We start from the raw sequence: 16,174 nt of genomic DNA, 5'->3' as shown, positions 1-16,174 counted from the left end.
CCGGACGGGGGTGCTCGCGTGGCGGTCGGGTTCGCGGGGCTGGTCGATGGGCCGCTGGATGTGCCCGGGGCGCGCGAGGAGGCGTTGCGGCGGGCTGTGGCGTGCGGGTATCTGGGTGTGTCGGACGGGGACCCCGGCGAGGAGGTCGTCCGATGAGTCGCCCCGGGGGCCACCCCGCCGAGGCCCGCCGGCTCACCCCGTACGAGTACGCCGCCACCCACGGCCCCCGCGCGGGCGACCGCGTCCGGCTCGGTGACTCCGGGCTGGTGATCCGGGTCGAGGAGGACTCCCAGCGCTACGGCGACGAGTTCCTTGCGGGGTTCGGCAAGACCGCCCGTGACGGGCTGCACCTCAGGGCCGCCGCCGTGCGCGAGACCTGTGACGTGGTCGTCAGCAATGTCGTCGTGATCGACGCCGTGCAGGGGATCCGGAAGGTCTCCATCGGGATCAGGGAAGGGCGGATCCACGCCATCGGGCGGGCCGGGAACCCCGACACCCTCGACGGGGTCGACGTCGTCGTCGGCACCGGTACCTCCATCGTGTCCGGCGAGGGGCTGATCGCCACCGCAGGGGCCGTCGACACCCATGTCCATCTGCTGTCGCCGCGGATCATGGAGGCCTCGCTGGCGTCCGGGGTGACCACGATCATCGGGCAGGAGTTCGGGCCGGTGTGGGGTGTCGGGGTCAACTCGCCCTGGGCGCTCCGGCACGCGTTCGCCGCCTTCGACGCCTGGCCGGTCAACATCGGCTTCCTGGGCCGGGGTTCGTCATCGGAGCCGGCACCCCTGGTCGAGGCGCTGGCCGAAGGGGGCGCCTCCGGTTTCAAGGTCCACGAGGACATGGGCGCCCACACCCGCGCGCTGGACACCGCCCTGCGCGTCGCCGAGGAACACGACGTCCAAGTCGCCCTGCACAGCGACGGGTTGAACGAGTGCCTGTCCGTCGAGGACACCCTGAGGGTGCTGGAGGGCCGTACCATCCACGCCTTCCACATCGAGGGCTGCGGCGGCGGCCACGTCCCCAACGTGCTGAAGATGGCCGGGGTCCCGAACGTCATCGGCTCCTCCACCAACCCCACCCTGCCGTTCGGCCGGGACGCCGTCGCCGAGCACTACAGCATGATCGTCTCCGTCCACGACCTCAAGCCCGACCTGCCCGGCGACGCCGCCATGGCCCGTGACCGCATCCGCGCCGGGACCATGGGTGCCGAGGACGTGCTGCACGACCTGGGGGCGATCGGCATCACCTCGTCCGACGCGCAGGGCATGGGGCGGGCGGGGGAGACGGTCCGCCGTACCTTCGCGATGGCCGGCAAGATGAAGGCCGAGTTCGGAGCGCCCGACGACCACGACAACGAGCGCGTCCTGCGCTACATCGCCAAGCTCACCATCAACCCGGCCATCGCCCACGGACTTTCGCACGAGGTCGGCTCGATCGAGGTCGGCAAGCTGGCCGACCTGGTGCTGTGGCGGCCGGAGTACTTCGGCGCCAAACCGCAACTCGTCCTGAAGTCCGGCTTCCCTGCCTACGGCGTGGTCGGCGACCCCGGCGCGGCCACCGACACCTGCGAACCCCTCGTCCTCGGACCGCAGTTCGGCGCGCACGGCGCCACCCCCGCCGAGATCTCGGTCGCCTTCGTGGCCCGGGCCGCCCTCGACCAGGGCAACGACCGGCTGCCGACCCGCAGGAGAAGGGTCGCCGTGCACGGCACCCGCGGCATCGGACCGGCCGACCTGCGCCTCAACTCCCGTACCGGAGCGGTGGACGTGGACCGGCACACCGGCCTGGTGACGCTGGACGGCGAACCGCTCACCTCCGCACCGGCCGAGTCCGTCTCCCTCAACCGCCTCTACTTCCTCTAGGACTTCCAGGACCCCCGATGACCTACCGCATGCCGCCCGAGTGGGCCCCGCACGAACGCACCTGGATGGCCTGGCCCGGCCCCAACCCCACCTTCACCGACGAAGGGGAACTGGCCGCCGCCCGCGCCGCCTGGGCGTCCGTGGCCCGCGCGGTGCGCCGCTTCGAGCCGGTGACGATGGTGCACGGCCCCGGCCACGCCGAGTCCGCACGCGCCCTGCTCGGCCCGGACGTCGACCTCGTGGAGCGTGAGCTCGACGACGCGTGGATGCGCGACATCGGCCCCACGTTCGTCCACGACGAGCAGGGCCGCCTGGCCGCCGTGGACTGGGTGTTCAACGGCTGGGGCGGCCAGGACTGGGCCCGCTGGGAGCACGACTCGAAGATCGCCCGCCACGTCGCCGACCTCGCCGGGGTGCCCGTGCTGAGCAGCCCGCTGGTCAACGAGGGCGGCGCGATCCACGTCGACGGCGAGGGCACCGTGCTGCTCACCGACACCGTCCAGCTCGGCGCCGGCCGCAACCCCGGCTGGACCCGGGAACAGGTCGAGGCGGAGATCCACGCCAGGCTCGGCACCACCAGGGCCATCTGGCTCCCGCGCGGCCTGACCGGCGACTACGGCACGTACGGCACCCAGGGCCACGTCGACATCGTCGCCGCCTTCGCCCGCCCGGGCGTGGTCGTGGCCCACGTCCAGCCGGACCCGGCCCACCCGGACCACGAGGTGACCAGGGAGGTCGTAGGCCTGCTGAGGTCCGCGAAGGACGCGCGTGGGCGGCGCCTGGAGGTCGTCGAGGTGCCCGCGCCGACCGTTCTGGAGGTCGACGGCCACTGGGTCGACCACTCCTACATCAACCACTACCTCTGCAACGGCGGTGTCGTGCTCTGCGGCTTCGACGACCCGCGCGACGAGCTCGCGGCCGGTATCTTCCGGCGGCTGTTCCCCGAGCGCACGGTGACGCTGGTCGACGCCCGTACGATCTTCGCGGGCGGTGGCGGCGTCCACTGCATCACCCAGCAGCAGCCGAGGATCTAGTTCGAGGAGTGGCACATGGCCGGTGGGCGCAGACAGGCCCCGCCCCGCGAGGAGGTCCTCGCCGCGGCCATGGAGATGATCGCCGAGCGGGGCCTGGAGCAGCTCACCATGGCCGCGCTCGGCCGCGAGGTCGGCATGAGCAGCGGCCACCTCCTCTACTACTTCCGCTCCAAGGACGAACTGCTGCTCCAGACCCTGGAGTGGAGCGAGGGCCGGCTCGGCGCCGAGCGCGCCCGGCTGCTCACCCGCACGGCGACCGCCCGTGACCGGCTCGACGCGTACGTCGACCTGTACGTCCCCGACGGCCACCGCGACCCGCACTGGACGCTGTGGCTGGAGGTCTGGAACCGCTCGCAGAGCGCTGCCGTCGACGCGGCCGCCCGCGACCGCCAGGCCGCGATCGAGGGCGCCTGGCACCGGGACCTGGTCGCCCTGCTCGCGGAAGGGGTGTCGCGGGGGGAGTTCCGGGCCGTCGACCCGGACCGTTTCGCCGCCCGGCTGCGGGCCCTCCTGGACGGCTTCTCCATCCACGTGGCGATCGGGCTGCGCGGGACGGACCGGGGGACGATTCTCGGCCACGTCCGGGAGTTCCTCGAGGAAAGCCTTCTCGCGGACGCGTGACCTTCCGCCCGGGTTGTACGCAATAAGGCCGATTGACCCTGTGGCCGGTGGTGCGTTTGCCTCGTGGGGAGCCCTCGGCGCGGGGCCGGGGGTAATGCGTCAACGGGGATCACAGGGGGGAACATGTCCAGAGCCGCCGTACGCCTCTTAGGCGCGGCCCTGCTCGTCACGCTCACCGGAACCACCGCGGCCGCCGCACCGCCGGTATCGCACGCACCGCATGTCGACCGGGTCAGCACGGCTGCCGACGGCACTCAGGCCGACGGGTCCTCGGGCGACTCCGCGATCAGCGCCGACGGCCGTACCGTCGCGTTCGTCTCCACCGCGGCGAGCTTCGGCTGTGCGCACGCCACCCCGTGCCTGCTGGTGAAGGACCTGACCGGGGGCGGGGTCACCAGGATCGACCTCGGGGACGGCTTCCGGTACGGCTCACCGGCGCCGAGCGCCGACGGCGGTCGGGTCGCCTTCTCCGCGGGCACCCGCTTCCTCGCCCCCTACCTGTACGACCGCGCCACCGGCCGCGCGGAGAAGCTGTGGCCCCAGGACCCGCCCGGCTCCAACGAGTTGGGCCGCGCGGAGTCCATCAGTCCCGACGGCACGCACGTCGCGTACACCCTCGGCAACCGCCGCGGCGACGAGGGCACCCGCCTGCTGTACGTCCGCGACACGGCCACCGGCACCGACGCACTGATCTCGCCGGCCGAGGAGGGCCAGAAGAACGGCGCCTCGGTGAGCGGCGACGGCCGGCGGGTCGCGTACGGTCTCCGCGTCGACAGCGAGCAGGATCCCGCCGACGTCTACGTCAAGGACCGGACGACGGGGGAGCGGACCCAGGTGGACACCGGCCTCGGAGCCGCCTACCTGGTCCGCATCACCGCGGACGGCCGCCGGGTCCTCCTCCAAGCCGATAGCGGCCTGTACGTCCATGACCTGCGCACGGGCCAGTTGCGGCGGGTGGCCGACGGGAACCCCGGCCCGGCCACGGCGGACGGCCGGTACGCCGTCGTGGACGGCGAGGACGGCCGGCGCGTGCGTGACCTGCGCACCGGGGCACGCGGGGCCGCTCTCCCGTGGGACGCGCAGGTGCTGGACAACGGGCTGGCCGCGAAGGGCCGTGCGGTGGTGTTCAGTTCGTCGGCCTCCCATCTGGTGCCGGGCGACACCAACGCGGAGTCCGACGTGTTCGTCTTCTCCGGCCCGCTGGGCAGGAACCCGGCGCCGATGCCGTCCGTCACCGAACGGGTCGGCACGTCGGCCGGGGCGTCCCACGACCCGGTGATGGGGGAGAACAAGGTGGTCTCCTTCACGTCGGAGGGTGACGTGTTCGTGAGCACCCCCGGCTGGTTCTCGCAGGTCAACTCGGACAACCAGAAGCCGTCGTCCGAGGGCACGCCCTGCTACAGCGGCCGCATGGTCGGCTATGTGGCCCCCTTGGCCGACGGCGGCCCGGGCGTCCACGTCCGCAACCGCGCGGTCGGCAAGCTCACCAGCCTCGGCTCCTACCAGGGCGTCCGCTTCAGCTGGATGGGACAGCCCGTGGTCGACCCCACCTGCCAGTGGCTCACCTACGCGGCGACCCTGCCGGCGACCGACGCCGACCCGCACCCGCAACCGCGCGTCTACCGCTTCAAGTTCAACGGCGGCGACACCGTCGTGGTCAGTGCCCCGACGAACGAGCCGGCCGGCAACCCGGCCCTCTCCTACGACGGCCGGTACATCGCCTTCGAGCAGGGCGGCGACCTGTACGTCCGGGACCTGGACACCGGCGACCTGTCGACCGTCGCCCGGAACGCCTCGGCCCCGTCGATCAGCGCGGACGGGCGCAAGCTCGCTTTCCGGCAGGGCTCTCACGCGGTCGTCCGCGACCTGGACACCGGCACCACGGTCCGCGTCAAGGGCACCCAGCCCTCACTCGCCGGAAACGGCACGGCTCTGGCGTACACCTCGGGCCGCTCCGTGTACTGGCTCCAACTCGCCACCGGAAAGAAGCAGTTGATCAGCGTCGACCGCTGGGGCGGCCGCAACGACCTCCCGGCCGGGCACCCCTCCGTCAACGCCGACGGCACGGTCGTCGCGTTCGAGTCGGCGTCACCCGATCTGGTGGCGGGGGACACCAACGGGGTGTCGGACGTGTTCCTGCGGACAGTGCAATGACATCCCTGCCGACAGTGCGATGACATCCCTGCCGACACGGCAAGGGCAAGGGCAAGCGCAAGGGCAACGACGATCACGGGGGAATGAACCATGCACCGCAAGACGTACCTGACGGCGATCGCCGCCGTCGCCGCCGCCGCGCTCGCCGCACCCACGGCGAGCGCCGCGCCCCGGGCCCCGTACACCGAGAAGGTGAGCGTGGCTCCGGACGGCACGGAGGCCGACGCCTCCTCGAGTGACCAGTCCCTGAGCGCGGACGGCCGCTATGTGGCCTTCGTCTCCAGCGCGGACAACCTGGTCGCGAACGACACCGACGGCACCGCCGACGCCTTCGTCCGCGACCTCAGGACCGGCACCACCCGGCTGGCGAGCACCGACGCGGACAGCGGCGTCGCGAGCGTCTCCCTGAGTGGGAACGGCCGGTATCTGGCGTACACCGCCGACGGCCACATCCGGATCAAGAACCTGAAGACCGGAGGCGTCCGGCGGGTCGACGACGCCGTCGACCCGGAAGCGGGTTACACGGTCGCCGGCCAGCCCGCTCTCAGTGCCGACGGCCGTTACCTCGCCTTCGCCGCCGGACACACCGGCTGGGAGGGGCCGGAGGGTGACCGCTGGACCCGGATCTACCGGCTCGACCTCCACACGGGGAAGCGGGTCCGCGTCAGCCAGGTGCCCGGCGAGGGTGCCTGGAAGTCCTCGGCCACCCACCCGACCATCAGCGCGGACGGCAACCGGGTCGGCTACCAGTTCTTCGTCCCGCACCCCACCTCGGGCGACTGGAGCGACGCCTACGTCCGGGACGTGCCGAGCGGTGAACTGATCCAGGCCGACAAGGCGCCCGACGGCCGGGTTTCCGACGCTCAGACCGAGTTCCCGCAGGTCAGCGCCGACGGCCGGTACATGGTCTTCAACTCGCTCGACTCGCAGCTGACGCCGGACGACACCAACCGGGGGCACAACGTCTTCGTCCGCGACCTGAGGACGGGGCAGGTGCGCCGGATCGACGCCGCCGACCCCGCCGGATACACGGCGTTCCCGCAGCTCAGCGCGGACAGCAGGCACCTCGTCTACGTCGCCGACGCGGACCCGGACCACACCCGTCAGGCGTACGTCCGCGACCTGCGCACCGGACGCACCGTGCTTGCCAGCCCCTCGGTGCAGGGCGGCCCGGCCGGCAACTACGGGGTGAACTTCCCGGTGATCGACCGGCACGGCCGTACGGTCGCCTTCAGCAGCTGGTCCAACGACCTGGTGCCCGAGGACGCCGGACAGACCGACTTCACCACCCACATCTATGTCCGTCACCTGAAGTGACCGACCGCATCCTGAGACAGGCGTGAGCGGGGCACGGGGGTTGTGCCAGACTTCCCCCGTGCTCTCGTTCGCCATGATTATTGGCAGCAGGCGCGCCGGTCCGCAGTGACCGCCACGTACGACCAGGTACGGGTGGACACCGTCGTCCTCGACCCGCGCGCAGACCTCTCGCACCCGCGAGGGGTTTTTCGCATTTCTGGCCCACCCGCAGCCGGAGGCGAGAGCGCGAGGGAGTATGTGGGGGCGGTGGAGCCGGTCATTCCGGTACGACCGAGACCAAATCCTCAGGAGCCTTGAGACCATGACCGCAACCAGCGAGCTCGACGATCAGTTCCACGTCTTCGACACCACCCTGCGCGACGGCGCCCAGCGGGAGGGCATCAACCTCACCGTCGCGGACAAGCTGGCCATCGCACGGCACCTGGACGACTTCGGCGTGGGCTTCATCGAGGGCGGCTGGCCCGGCGCCAACCCGCGGGACACCGAGTTCTTCGCCCGCGCCCGCCAGGAGATCGACTTCAAGCACGCGCAGCTCGTCGCCTTCGGCGCGACCCGCCGCGCGGGCGCCAAGGCCTCCGAGGACCCGCAGGTCAAGGCCCTCCTGGACTCCGGCGCCGACGTGATCACCCTGGTCGCCAAGTCGCACGACCGGCACGTCGAGCTGGCGCTGCGCACGACCCTCGACGAGAACCTGGAGATGGTCCGCGACACGGTCTCCTTCCTGAAGGAGCAGGGCCGCCGGGTCTTCGTCGACTGCGAGCACTTCTTCGACGGCTACCGCGCCAACCCCGAGTACGCGAAGGCCGTCGTACGGGCCGCCTCCGAGGCCGGCGCCTCCGTCGTCATCCTCTGCGACACCAACGGCGGCATGCTCCCGGCGCAGATCCAGGCCGTGGTGTCCACCGTCCTCGCCGACACCGGCGCCCGCCTCGGCATCCACACCCAGGACGACACCGGCTGCGCGGTCGCCAACACCCTCGCCGCCGTGGACGCGGGCGCGACCCACGTCCAGTGCACGGCGAACGGCTACGGCGAGCGCGTCGGCAACGCCAACCTCTTCCCGGTCGTCGCCGCCCTGGAGCTCAAGTACGGCAAGAAGGTCCTCCCCGACGGCAAGTTGCGCGAGATGACCCGCATCTCCCACGCCATCGCCGAGGTCGTCAACCTCACCCCCTCCACCCACCAGCCCTACGTCGGCGTCTCGGCCTTCGCCCACAAGGCCGGCCTGCACGCCTCGGCGATCAAGGTCGACCCGGACCTCTACCAGCACATCGACCCCGAGCAGGTCGGCAACACCATGCGGATGCTGGTCTCCGACATGGCGGGCCGCGCCTCGATCGAGCTCAAGGGCAAGGAACTCGGCATCGACCTCGGCGGCGACCGCGAGCTGGTCGGCCGGGTCGTCGAACGAGTCAAGGAGCGCGAGCTCAAGGGCTACACGTACGAGGCGGCGGACGCCTCCTTCGAACTCCTCCTGCGCACCGAGGTCCAGGGCCGGCCCCTCACGTACTTCTCCGTCGAGTCCTGGCGGGCGATCGTCGAGGACCGCCCCGACGGCAGCCACGCCAACGAGGCCACCGTCAAGCTCTTCGCCAAGGGCGAGCGCATCGTCGCCACGGCGGAGGGCAACGGGCCGGTCAACGCCCTCGACCGCGCCCTGCGCGTGGCCCTGGAGAGGATCTACCCCCAGCTCGCCAAGCTCGACCTCGTGGACTACAAGGTCCGCATCCTCGAAGGCGTCCACGGCACCCAGTCCACCACCCGCGTCCTGATCTCCACCTCGGACGGCACCGGCGAGTGGTCGACGGTGGGCGTCGCGGAGAACGTGATCGCCGCGTCCTGGCAGGCCCTGGAGGACGCGTACACCTACGGTCTGCTGCGCGCGGGCGTCGAGCCGGCGGAGTAACCCTTCAGCAGGAGCCCCGGCGAGTTCTCGGACTCGCCGGGGCCGGTCCGAACGCCGGGATCCGCCACGCGTCCACCAGGTCGAAGAAGCGCGGCGGTGCCGCGGCCCGCCTGAGGCGCAATGGCCGACGGGGTGTCTTGACGGATCTGCGTGCTCTCAGTTCACTCACGCCGTGAGGTAAGTCCTGTGTGACCCCTGAGAGCCGAGGGAAGGTCCATGCGAAGAACCGCCCTGCTCGTCTCCGCCGCCCTGCTCACCTCCCTGCTGCCCGTGGCCGTCGCCCGCGCCGCCGACGACCCGCCCCCGGTGCCCGTCGACCGCTTCGAGGGCGAGGTCCCCTTCGCGAGCCCGCCCGCGAACGGCATCTTCACCTGGGGCAGCGACACCGACGACCCGCCAACTCTCCAGCTGAACGCCCGAGTTGACGCCCCTGAGGGCGACAAGGTCCTCTCCGGCACCTACGACATCAGCGGCTACGGCGGCTTCACGCACGACTTCGCCGCCGCCGAACCCGCCCACGACTGGTCCGCCCGCAAGGGCATCCGCTTCTGGTGGGAGGGACAGGACAACGGCAAGAAGGTCGCCTTCGAGCTCAAGGACGGCGGCGCCAACGGCGAGGCGTCCGAGCTGTGGACGACCTCCTTCACCGACGACTTCACCGGCTGGAAGCAGATCGAGATCCCCTTCTCGGACTTCGCCTACCGGACCGACTACCAGCCCGTCGGCGGCATCGACCACATCCTCGGACTGACCGAGATGTGGGGCTACGCCGTCACCCTCCCCGCCGGCGCACCGGGCCGATTCGCCCTGGACGGCGTCGAGTTGTACGGCAGGGCCGACCAGTCGCTGCGCGCCTCGGTGCTCACCGACGCCGCGGTGTACCCCGTGCGCGAGGGCGGCACGGCCCACGTGAAGGTCACCGTCGCCACCACCGGCTCGACCCCGATCGACGAACCCGTGACGGTCGCCTACGAGACCACGGGCGGCACGGCCTCGGACACCGACTACACCGCCCGCAAGGGCGAGTTCACCTTCCCCGCGGGCACCCCCTCCGGCACCACACGGACCATCCAGGTGCCCACCCTCAAGGACAGGGCGGCCTCCGAGACCGCCGAGACCATCCCGCTCAGGCTCACCGTGACCGGCGCCAAGGCCCCCGCCGAGACCCCGCAGGTCGTCATCGACGCGCACGGGCTGCCGTATCTCGACAGCAGGCTCCCCGTGAAGAAGCGCGTCGCCGACCTGCTCTCCCGCATGTCCCTCGCGGAGAAGGCCGGCCAGATGACCCAGGCCGAGCGCGGAGCCGTCGGGACCGGCGCCGACATCACCGCCGAGGACCTCGGCTCGCTGCTCTCCGGCGGCGGCTCGACCCCCACGCCCAACACCGCCGCGGCCTGGGCGCAGATGATCGACTCCTTCCAGCTCCGCACGCGGGCCACCAGGTTCCAGATCCCCCTCGTCTACGGCGTCGACGCCGTCCACGGGCACAACAACCTGGTCGGCGCCACGGTCATGCCGCACAACATCGGCATCGGGGCGACCCGCGACCCCGGGCTCGCCCGGCGGACGGGCGCCGTGACCGCCGCCGAGGTCCGGGCCACCGGCATCCCCTGGGACTTCGCGCCCTGTCTCTGCGTCACCCGGGACGAGCGCTGGGGCCGTTCCTACGAGTCCTTCGGTGAGGACCCGGCCCTCGTCGAGTCCATGGAGACCGTCATCCAGGGCCTCCAAGGCGCCCGCGACGGAAGGGACTTGAAGGACGGCGACAAGGTCCTCGCCACCGCCAAGCACTTCGTCGGCGACGGCGGCACCGCGTACGGCTCCTCCACCACCGGCACCTACACCATCGACCAGGGCGTCACCACGGTCACCCGGCAGCAGCTCGACGCCGTCCACCTGGCGCCGTACAAGACCGCCGTGGACCGTGGCGTCGGCACGGTCATGCCGTCGTACTCCTCGCTCGACATCGTCGGCGACGGCCTCGGGCCGGTGAAGATGCACGCCCGCGCCGACATGATCAACGGGGTCCTGAAGAACAGGCTCGGCTTCGACGGCTTCGTCATCAGCGACTGGAACGGCATCGACCAGATCCCCGGGGACTACGCCTCCGACGTCCGGACCTCCGTCAACGCGGGCGTCGACATGGTCATGGCCCCCTACGCCTACAAGGACTTCCACACCGCCCTCATGGCGGAGGTGCGGGCCGGGCGCGTCAGCGAGCGGCGGATCGACGACGCCGTGTCCCGCATCCTCACGCAGAAGTTCAGGCTGGGGCTCTTCGAGAAGCCGTACGCCGACACGAGCGGCGCCTCGAGGATCGGCTCCGCCGGGCACCGGGCCGTGGCCCGCGAGGCGGCCGCCGAGTCGCAGGTGCTGCTGAAGAACAGCGGCGGGCTGCTGCCGCTCAGGACGTCGCAGAAGGTGTACGTCGCCGGGTCCGACGCCGACGACATCGGCAACCAGAGCGGCGGCTGGACCGTCACCTGGCAGGGCTCCTCCGGAGACATCACCCCCGGCACGACGATCCTGGAGGCGATGCGCGCGAACTCCCCGACCCTGACGTACTCCAAGGACGCGTCCGCCCCGACCGGCGGCTACGACGTCGGCGTGGTCGTCGTCGGCGAGACCCCGTACGCCGAGGGCGTCGGAGACGTCGGCAACGGCCACGACCTGGAGCTGTCCGCCGCCGACCGGGCAGCCGTCGACAAGGTGTGCGCGGCCATGAAGTGCGCGGTGCTGATCGTCTCCGGGCGGCCGCAGCTCATCGGCGACCGGCTAGGCGGGATCGACGCCCTGGTCGCCTCCTGGCTGCCGGGCACCGAGGGCGACGGCGTGGCCGACGTCCTCTACGGCAGGCGGCCCTTCACCGGCAGGCTCCCCGTCACCTGGCCGAAGTCCCAGGCACAGCTCCCGATCAACGTCGGCGACCCGGCGTACGACCCGCAGTTCCCGTACGGCTGGGGCCTGACCACCCTCACCAAGGTCCCGGACGGCGGGGCGGCCACGCTGAAGGCACTCGGGATCGCGGCCGCGGCGGCGGAGCGGGCCGGTGCAGACGACACGGGCCGCGCGCTCGTCGACAAGGCCCGCCTGATCGTCCAGCGGAAGGCGGACGGGCACATGACGGCCGTCGTCGCCGCGCCCTTCGCCGACGCCGACCACCTCCTGCTGACCGGCCGCTACGGAGAGGCGGTGCGGAAACTGACGCAGGCGTACCGGGCCGCCTGAGGGCGGTCGGAGAGGTCCCTTTCGGAGGGCTTCGGGTAGCGTCGGAGTATGAAGGCCACCGCGCAGGCCGTAGTACGGACCCGAAGCCTTCCGGGGCTGCTGTTCGCCCTGGTGCTCGCGGCCCTGGCCGCCCTGGCGGCGGCCGCCCCGCCCGCCGCCGCCACGACGACGCGGGCCACGGCCGTCACGAGCGTCTCGGAGATCGGCCAGGCCCTCCGCAAGAATCCGGTCTATGTCGATCCGGCCGCCGCGGCCCAGCTGTCCGCCAAGGACGCGGACGCCCTGGCGGACCGGATCGCCAGGGCGGACAAGCCGCTGTTCGTCGCGGTGCTGCCCGCCGACTACCCGAAGCAGGACCTGTTCACCAAGCTGCGCACCGCGACCGGCATCTCCGGCGTCTACGCGGTCCGGCTCGGCGACGCCTTCGACGCCCGAGCCGACTCCTCGGTGCTGCCGAAAACGGCCGTACGGAACCTGGTGACGACCGTCCAGGGCGAGGACACCCGCGCCCAGCTGACCGACTTCACCGCCGCCGCGCTCACCAACATGGGCGGCTCGGCCCCCTCGACCTGGCATTCCGCGGACGACGCGGGCGGCGTCTCCTCCACGGCGCTGATCACGGTCGGCGCGGTGCTCGTGGCCGGCGGCGCGGGCGCGTACACGCTGGTGCGGCGCAACCGGCGCCGGCACGCGGAGGAGCAGCGGGCCGCGCTGGAGAAGCTGCGGGTGGTCGTGGACGAGGACATCACGGCGTTCGGCGAGGAACTGGACCGGCTGGACTTCCACCCCGCCGAGGCGGGCGCCGACGACGCGATGCGCGCGGACTACGAGCGGGCGCTGGACGCCTACGAGCAGGCGAAGTCCCTCATGGCGGCGGCCACCAGGCCCGAGGACGTGCGGGCGGTCACCCAGGCCGTGGAGGACGGGCGCTTCTCGCTGGCCCAGCTCGCGGCCCGCCGCGAACACCGGCCGCTGCCCGAGCGCCGGGTCCCCTGCTTCTTCGACCCCCGCCACGGCCCGTCCGTCAGCGACGCCACCTGGACGCCGCCGGGCGGTGCCCCGCGCGAGGTCCCGGTCTGCGCCGCGGACGCCACCCGCCTGGCCGACGGCCGCGACCCGGTGATGCGTGAGGTCGACACCGACCAGGGCCGCCGCCCCTACTGGGACGCGGGCCCGGCCTACGGCCCCTGGGCCGGCGGCTACTTCGGCGGCGGCCTCCTGCCCGGACTCCTGGTCGGCACGGTCCTCGGCAGCATGATGGCCACCCCCGCCTACGCGGCCGACTACGGCTCCGGTTACGGCGACTTCGGCGGCGGAGGCTACGAGGGCGGCGACCTGTCCGGGTCGGACTTCGACTCGGGGGACTTCGGTGACTTCGGGGGCGGCGGGGACTTCGGAGGGGGCGGCGACTTCGGCGGCGGGGGAGGGGACTTCGGGGGCGGCGGGTTCTGAGCGGAGGTCCGCCGGCTTCAGCCGGGTGTCTCGGCGTCGGCGACCCGCTCCATCAACTCCGCGGCCAGCTCCAGCACCCCGCGCTCGGTCGGGTTCAAGGACGACAGCGCCTTTGCCAGCCAGGCGTCCCGCTCGGCCATGTCCCGCTCCAGGGCCAGCCGCCCCGACTCCGTGAGGGACAGCACGGACCGACGCCGGTCCACGGTCCCGGCCTCGCGCGCCAGCAGCCCCTCCGCCTCCAGGTCGGCGAAGGCCCGGGTGAGTGACTGCGGCCGCTGCCGCAGCGCCGCCGCGACCTCACCGGGGGTGGCGGGCCCGTGCCGGTGCAGATGCCCGAGCACTTCCAGCGGCCCGGGGGGAAGGCTGCCGTCACCGCGCTCCTGCCGAAGCCGCCGGTTCAGTCGGACGACGCCCAGGCGGATGCGGGCGGTGGAGGAGAGGGGGTCCATGGGAAAATCGTACGCGGACTCTTACTACCTGGGACCGCTAGACGCCGTATTCTCGCTCGAGTGACGGTGACACTCATACGCAACGCGTACGAAGCCGCTCTGACCATGACGTCCGTGCTGCTGTGCTGGGCCCTCGCCCTCTGCCTGGAGGCGTTCGCCGGACTGCACACCGACATCCTCGTCCTGGCGGTCGCCCTGACCCTCACCCTGGCAAGAACCCAGCGCACCGCCGACACCCGCCGCCGGCTCATCGCGCTCGCCCTGCTGCCCGCGACGGCGGCGGTCTCGATCCCGCTCGGCCGGCTCATCGCCGCCCACTACGTCGTCGGCGCGGCGGTCTTCACGGCCGCGATCTCGGCCCCCGTCTGGATCCGCCGCTACGGCACCACCGCCACGAAGGCGGGCACCCTGATGACCCTCCCGCTGGTCGCCCTCCTGGTCGTCCCCGGGCCGGCGCTGCCGCCCGAGGCGCAGGGGGCGCTGGTGAGTTGGGCCTGGGCGGCACTGACCGGGGTGCTCGCGGTGTGCTGCGTGTGGTTGGTGCAGGGGCTGGGAGACCGCTACGGCCCCTGGCGCCCCGATCCCGAGCCGCCGAACCGCGCGCAGCGCCGCCCGTCCCGGCTCCGTCCGCGCCCGAGCACCCGCATGGCGTTGCAGCTGGCGGCCGCGATCGCCGCTGCCTTCGTCGCCGGCCGGGTCCTGTTCGACGACCACTGGCCCTGGGCGGTCCTGACGGCGTACGTCGCCGCGAGCGGCAACCGCGGCCGCACGGAGGTCGTACGCAAGGGCGTCGAGCGCCTCGCGGGGGCCTGCGCGGGCACTGTGCTGGCGGCCGGTGTCGCCGCGGCCGGGATCACCGGCCCGGTCTCGGTGGCCCTGATGTTCACGGTCCTGGCGATCGCCCTGTGGCTGCGCCCCTTCAGCTACGCCTACTGGGCGGCCGGCATGACCACCGCCCTCTCCCTCCTCCTCGGCTGGTTCGGCCAGGACGCGACGAGCCTGCTGCCCGTCCGTCTCGCGGCGATCGCGGTCGGCGCGGCGCTGACGGTGGCATCGGCGTGGTGGCTGCTGCCGGTCCCGGAACGGCGGTCGGCGACGCCTGGCAACGTACGGCCTGATGAAGCGGGCCGGGCACGGGAGCCCCGGCAGGCCCCGGGTGCCCTGAGGTCCGGCGCGGCTCAGGACGGCTGACGGACGAGGGCGTACCGCTCCCCGGCGGCATGCCACCACCCCGGGGGTGCGGGCCCGTCGACCACGGAGGACGGCTGGTCCGGGTGCAACCCGAGCCGCCACAACGCCTCCGCTGCCACCTCCACCGTGAACCAGCCCCGCCACCGCCCGTCCTCCCCGGGCCCGCAGGCGAGGCCGAACCGCACCTCGCGCTCGGCGGCGAAGGGCATCCAGTCGATCCCGCGGTCCCGCAGCCAAGCCCGCACGGCGGCCAGGGGGCTCGGGCGGCCGGGGAGGTTCTCGTACGACGCGACGGTGATCCAGCCGGGAGCGTTGGTTCAGGCGTTCTTGACCGCGGAGATGTCGAAGGTCAGCTTGATCTTGTCGGAGATCAGGACGCCGCCGGTCTCCAGGGCCGCGTTCCAGGTCAGGCCCCACTCGGAGCGCTTGATCTCGGCCTTGCCCTCGAAGCCCACCCGCTCGTTGCCGAAGGGGTCCTTGGCGGCGCCGTTGAACTCGAGGTCGATGGTGAGCGGCTTGGTGGTGCCGAGGATGGTCAGGTCGCCGGTGATCCGGTAGTCCTCGCCGCCGAGCGCCTCCGCCTCGGTGGAGCGGAAGGTCATCGTCGGGAACTCGTCGATCTTGAAGAAGTCCGCGCTCTTGAGGTGCCCGTCACGGTCCTCGGAACCGGTGTCGATGCTGTCCATCTTGACGTCGATCGAGGCCGTCGACGCGGACGGGTCGCCGCCGTCCAGGTGCAGCGAGCCGCTGAAGTCGTTGAACTTGCCCTTGACGTTGGTGACCATCGCGTGCCGGACGGTGAAGCCGATGGTGGAGTGGGCGGTGTCGATCGTGTAGTCGCCGGTCAGTGCGGTCAGGTCGGTGTTCGCCATGGCAGAGCTCCCTGAAGTGAGGATGTTGAACGTTGAACCACTCAACGCGAACGACCGTAGACCTATTCCGTACAGGTTTCAACGTCAT

Annotated in this window: 12 protein-coding genes and 1 pseudogene; 10 read left to right on the top strand and 3 right to left on the bottom strand. The window is 72.1% G+C overall.

Annotated features, from left to right (window positions below; all coding sequences use genetic code 11):
- Positions 1 to 15: 15 nt before the first annotated feature.
- The 9 genes and pseudogenes from ACFYZ8_RS10345 to ACFYZ8_RS10305 form a co-directional block, all read left to right on the top strand.
- Positions 16 to 156, top strand: a pseudogene (locus ACFYZ8_RS10345) (urease subunit gamma); the annotation flags it as partial.
- Positions 153 to 1,862: an urease subunit alpha gene (locus ACFYZ8_RS10340; RefSeq protein WP_388534159.1), complete on the top strand. Its 1,710-nt coding sequence runs from the start codon at positions 153 to 155 to the stop codon at positions 1,860 to 1,862. The pseudogene ACFYZ8_RS10345 and the gene ACFYZ8_RS10340, both read left to right, overlap by 4 nt.
- Positions 1,863 to 1,879: 17 nt before the next feature.
- Complete coding sequence (locus ACFYZ8_RS10335; RefSeq protein WP_388534157.1) at positions 1,880 to 2,896, top strand: agmatine/peptidylarginine deiminase; 1,017 nt, start codon at positions 1,880 to 1,882, stop codon at positions 2,894 to 2,896.
- Between the two features lie 15 nt (positions 2,897 to 2,911).
- The gene (locus ACFYZ8_RS10330; protein ID WP_359030962.1) at positions 2,912 to 3,517 is read left to right on the top strand and encodes a TetR/AcrR family transcriptional regulator; all 606 of its coding nucleotides are present in this window, start codon (positions 2,912 to 2,914) and stop codon (positions 3,515 to 3,517) included.
- Positions 3,518 to 3,640: 123 nt separating this feature from the next.
- Positions 3,641 to 5,671, top strand: coding sequence for a TolB family protein (locus ACFYZ8_RS10325; protein ID WP_388534153.1), 2,031 nt, complete (start codon positions 3,641 to 3,643; stop codon positions 5,669 to 5,671).
- Positions 5,672 to 5,761: 90 nt separating this feature from the next.
- Complete coding sequence (locus tag ACFYZ8_RS10320; protein ID WP_388534151.1) at positions 5,762 to 6,988, top strand: TolB family protein; 1,227 nt, start codon at positions 5,762 to 5,764, stop codon at positions 6,986 to 6,988.
- 301 nt (positions 6,989 to 7,289) lie between these two features.
- Positions 7,290 to 8,894, top strand: a complete 1,605-nt coding sequence (gene cimA / locus ACFYZ8_RS10315; RefSeq protein ID WP_359030965.1) for a citramalate synthase — start codon at positions 7,290 to 7,292, stop codon at positions 8,892 to 8,894.
- A 216-nt stretch (positions 8,895 to 9,110) separates the two neighbouring features.
- Positions 9,111 to 12,122: a glycoside hydrolase family 3 N-terminal domain-containing protein gene (locus ACFYZ8_RS10310; RefSeq protein WP_388534148.1), complete on the top strand. Its 3,012-nt coding sequence runs from the start codon at positions 9,111 to 9,113 to the stop codon at positions 12,120 to 12,122.
- Between the two features lie 48 nt (positions 12,123 to 12,170).
- Entirely contained in the window at positions 12,171 to 13,574 is a 1,404-nt protein-coding gene (locus ACFYZ8_RS10305; protein ID WP_388534145.1) for a hypothetical protein, read from the top strand.
- Positions 13,575 to 13,591: 17 nt separating this feature from the next.
- On the opposite strand, the gene ACFYZ8_RS10300 is transcribed toward ACFYZ8_RS10305, so the two are convergent.
- Positions 13,592 to 14,023 carry a MarR family winged helix-turn-helix transcriptional regulator gene (locus ACFYZ8_RS10300; protein WP_389049786.1) on the bottom strand — a complete coding sequence of 144 codons (432 nt, stop codon included), beginning with the start codon at positions 14,021 to 14,023 and terminating at the stop codon, positions 13,592 to 13,594.
- A gap of 60 nt (positions 14,024 to 14,083) precedes the next feature.
- On the opposite strand from ACFYZ8_RS10300, the gene ACFYZ8_RS10295 reads away from it, so the two are divergent.
- A complete protein-coding gene (locus tag ACFYZ8_RS10295; RefSeq protein ID WP_388534139.1) occupies positions 14,084 to 15,214 on the top strand; it encodes an FUSC family protein in 1,131 nt (376 codons plus the stop codon).
- Here the strand turns inward: ACFYZ8_RS10295 and ACFYZ8_RS10290 are convergent.
- Both ACFYZ8_RS10290 and ACFYZ8_RS10285 read right to left on the bottom strand, forming a co-directional pair.
- Positions 15,202 to 15,459 carry a hypothetical protein gene (locus ACFYZ8_RS10290; protein ID WP_359030970.1) on the bottom strand — a complete coding sequence of 86 codons (258 nt, stop codon included), beginning with the start codon at positions 15,457 to 15,459 and terminating at the stop codon, positions 15,202 to 15,204. The two genes, ACFYZ8_RS10295 and ACFYZ8_RS10290, sit on opposite strands and share 13 nt — an antisense overlap.
- A gap of 72 nt (positions 15,460 to 15,531) precedes the next feature.
- Positions 15,532 to 16,086, bottom strand: a complete 555-nt coding sequence (locus tag ACFYZ8_RS10285) for a YceI family protein (protein WP_359030972.1) — start codon at positions 16,084 to 16,086, stop codon at positions 15,532 to 15,534.
- Between the last annotated feature and the right edge of the window lie 88 nt (positions 16,087 to 16,174).

Origin of the sequence: Streptomyces sp. NPDC001668 (assembly GCF_042893155.1) — a bacterium.
In the GTDB taxonomy this organism is placed as follows: Bacteria; Actinomycetota; Actinomycetes; order Streptomycetales; family Streptomycetaceae; genus Streptomyces.
The sequence above is the reverse complement of the archived record's forward strand: the minus strand, read 5'-3'. Positions and strand labels throughout refer to the sequence as shown.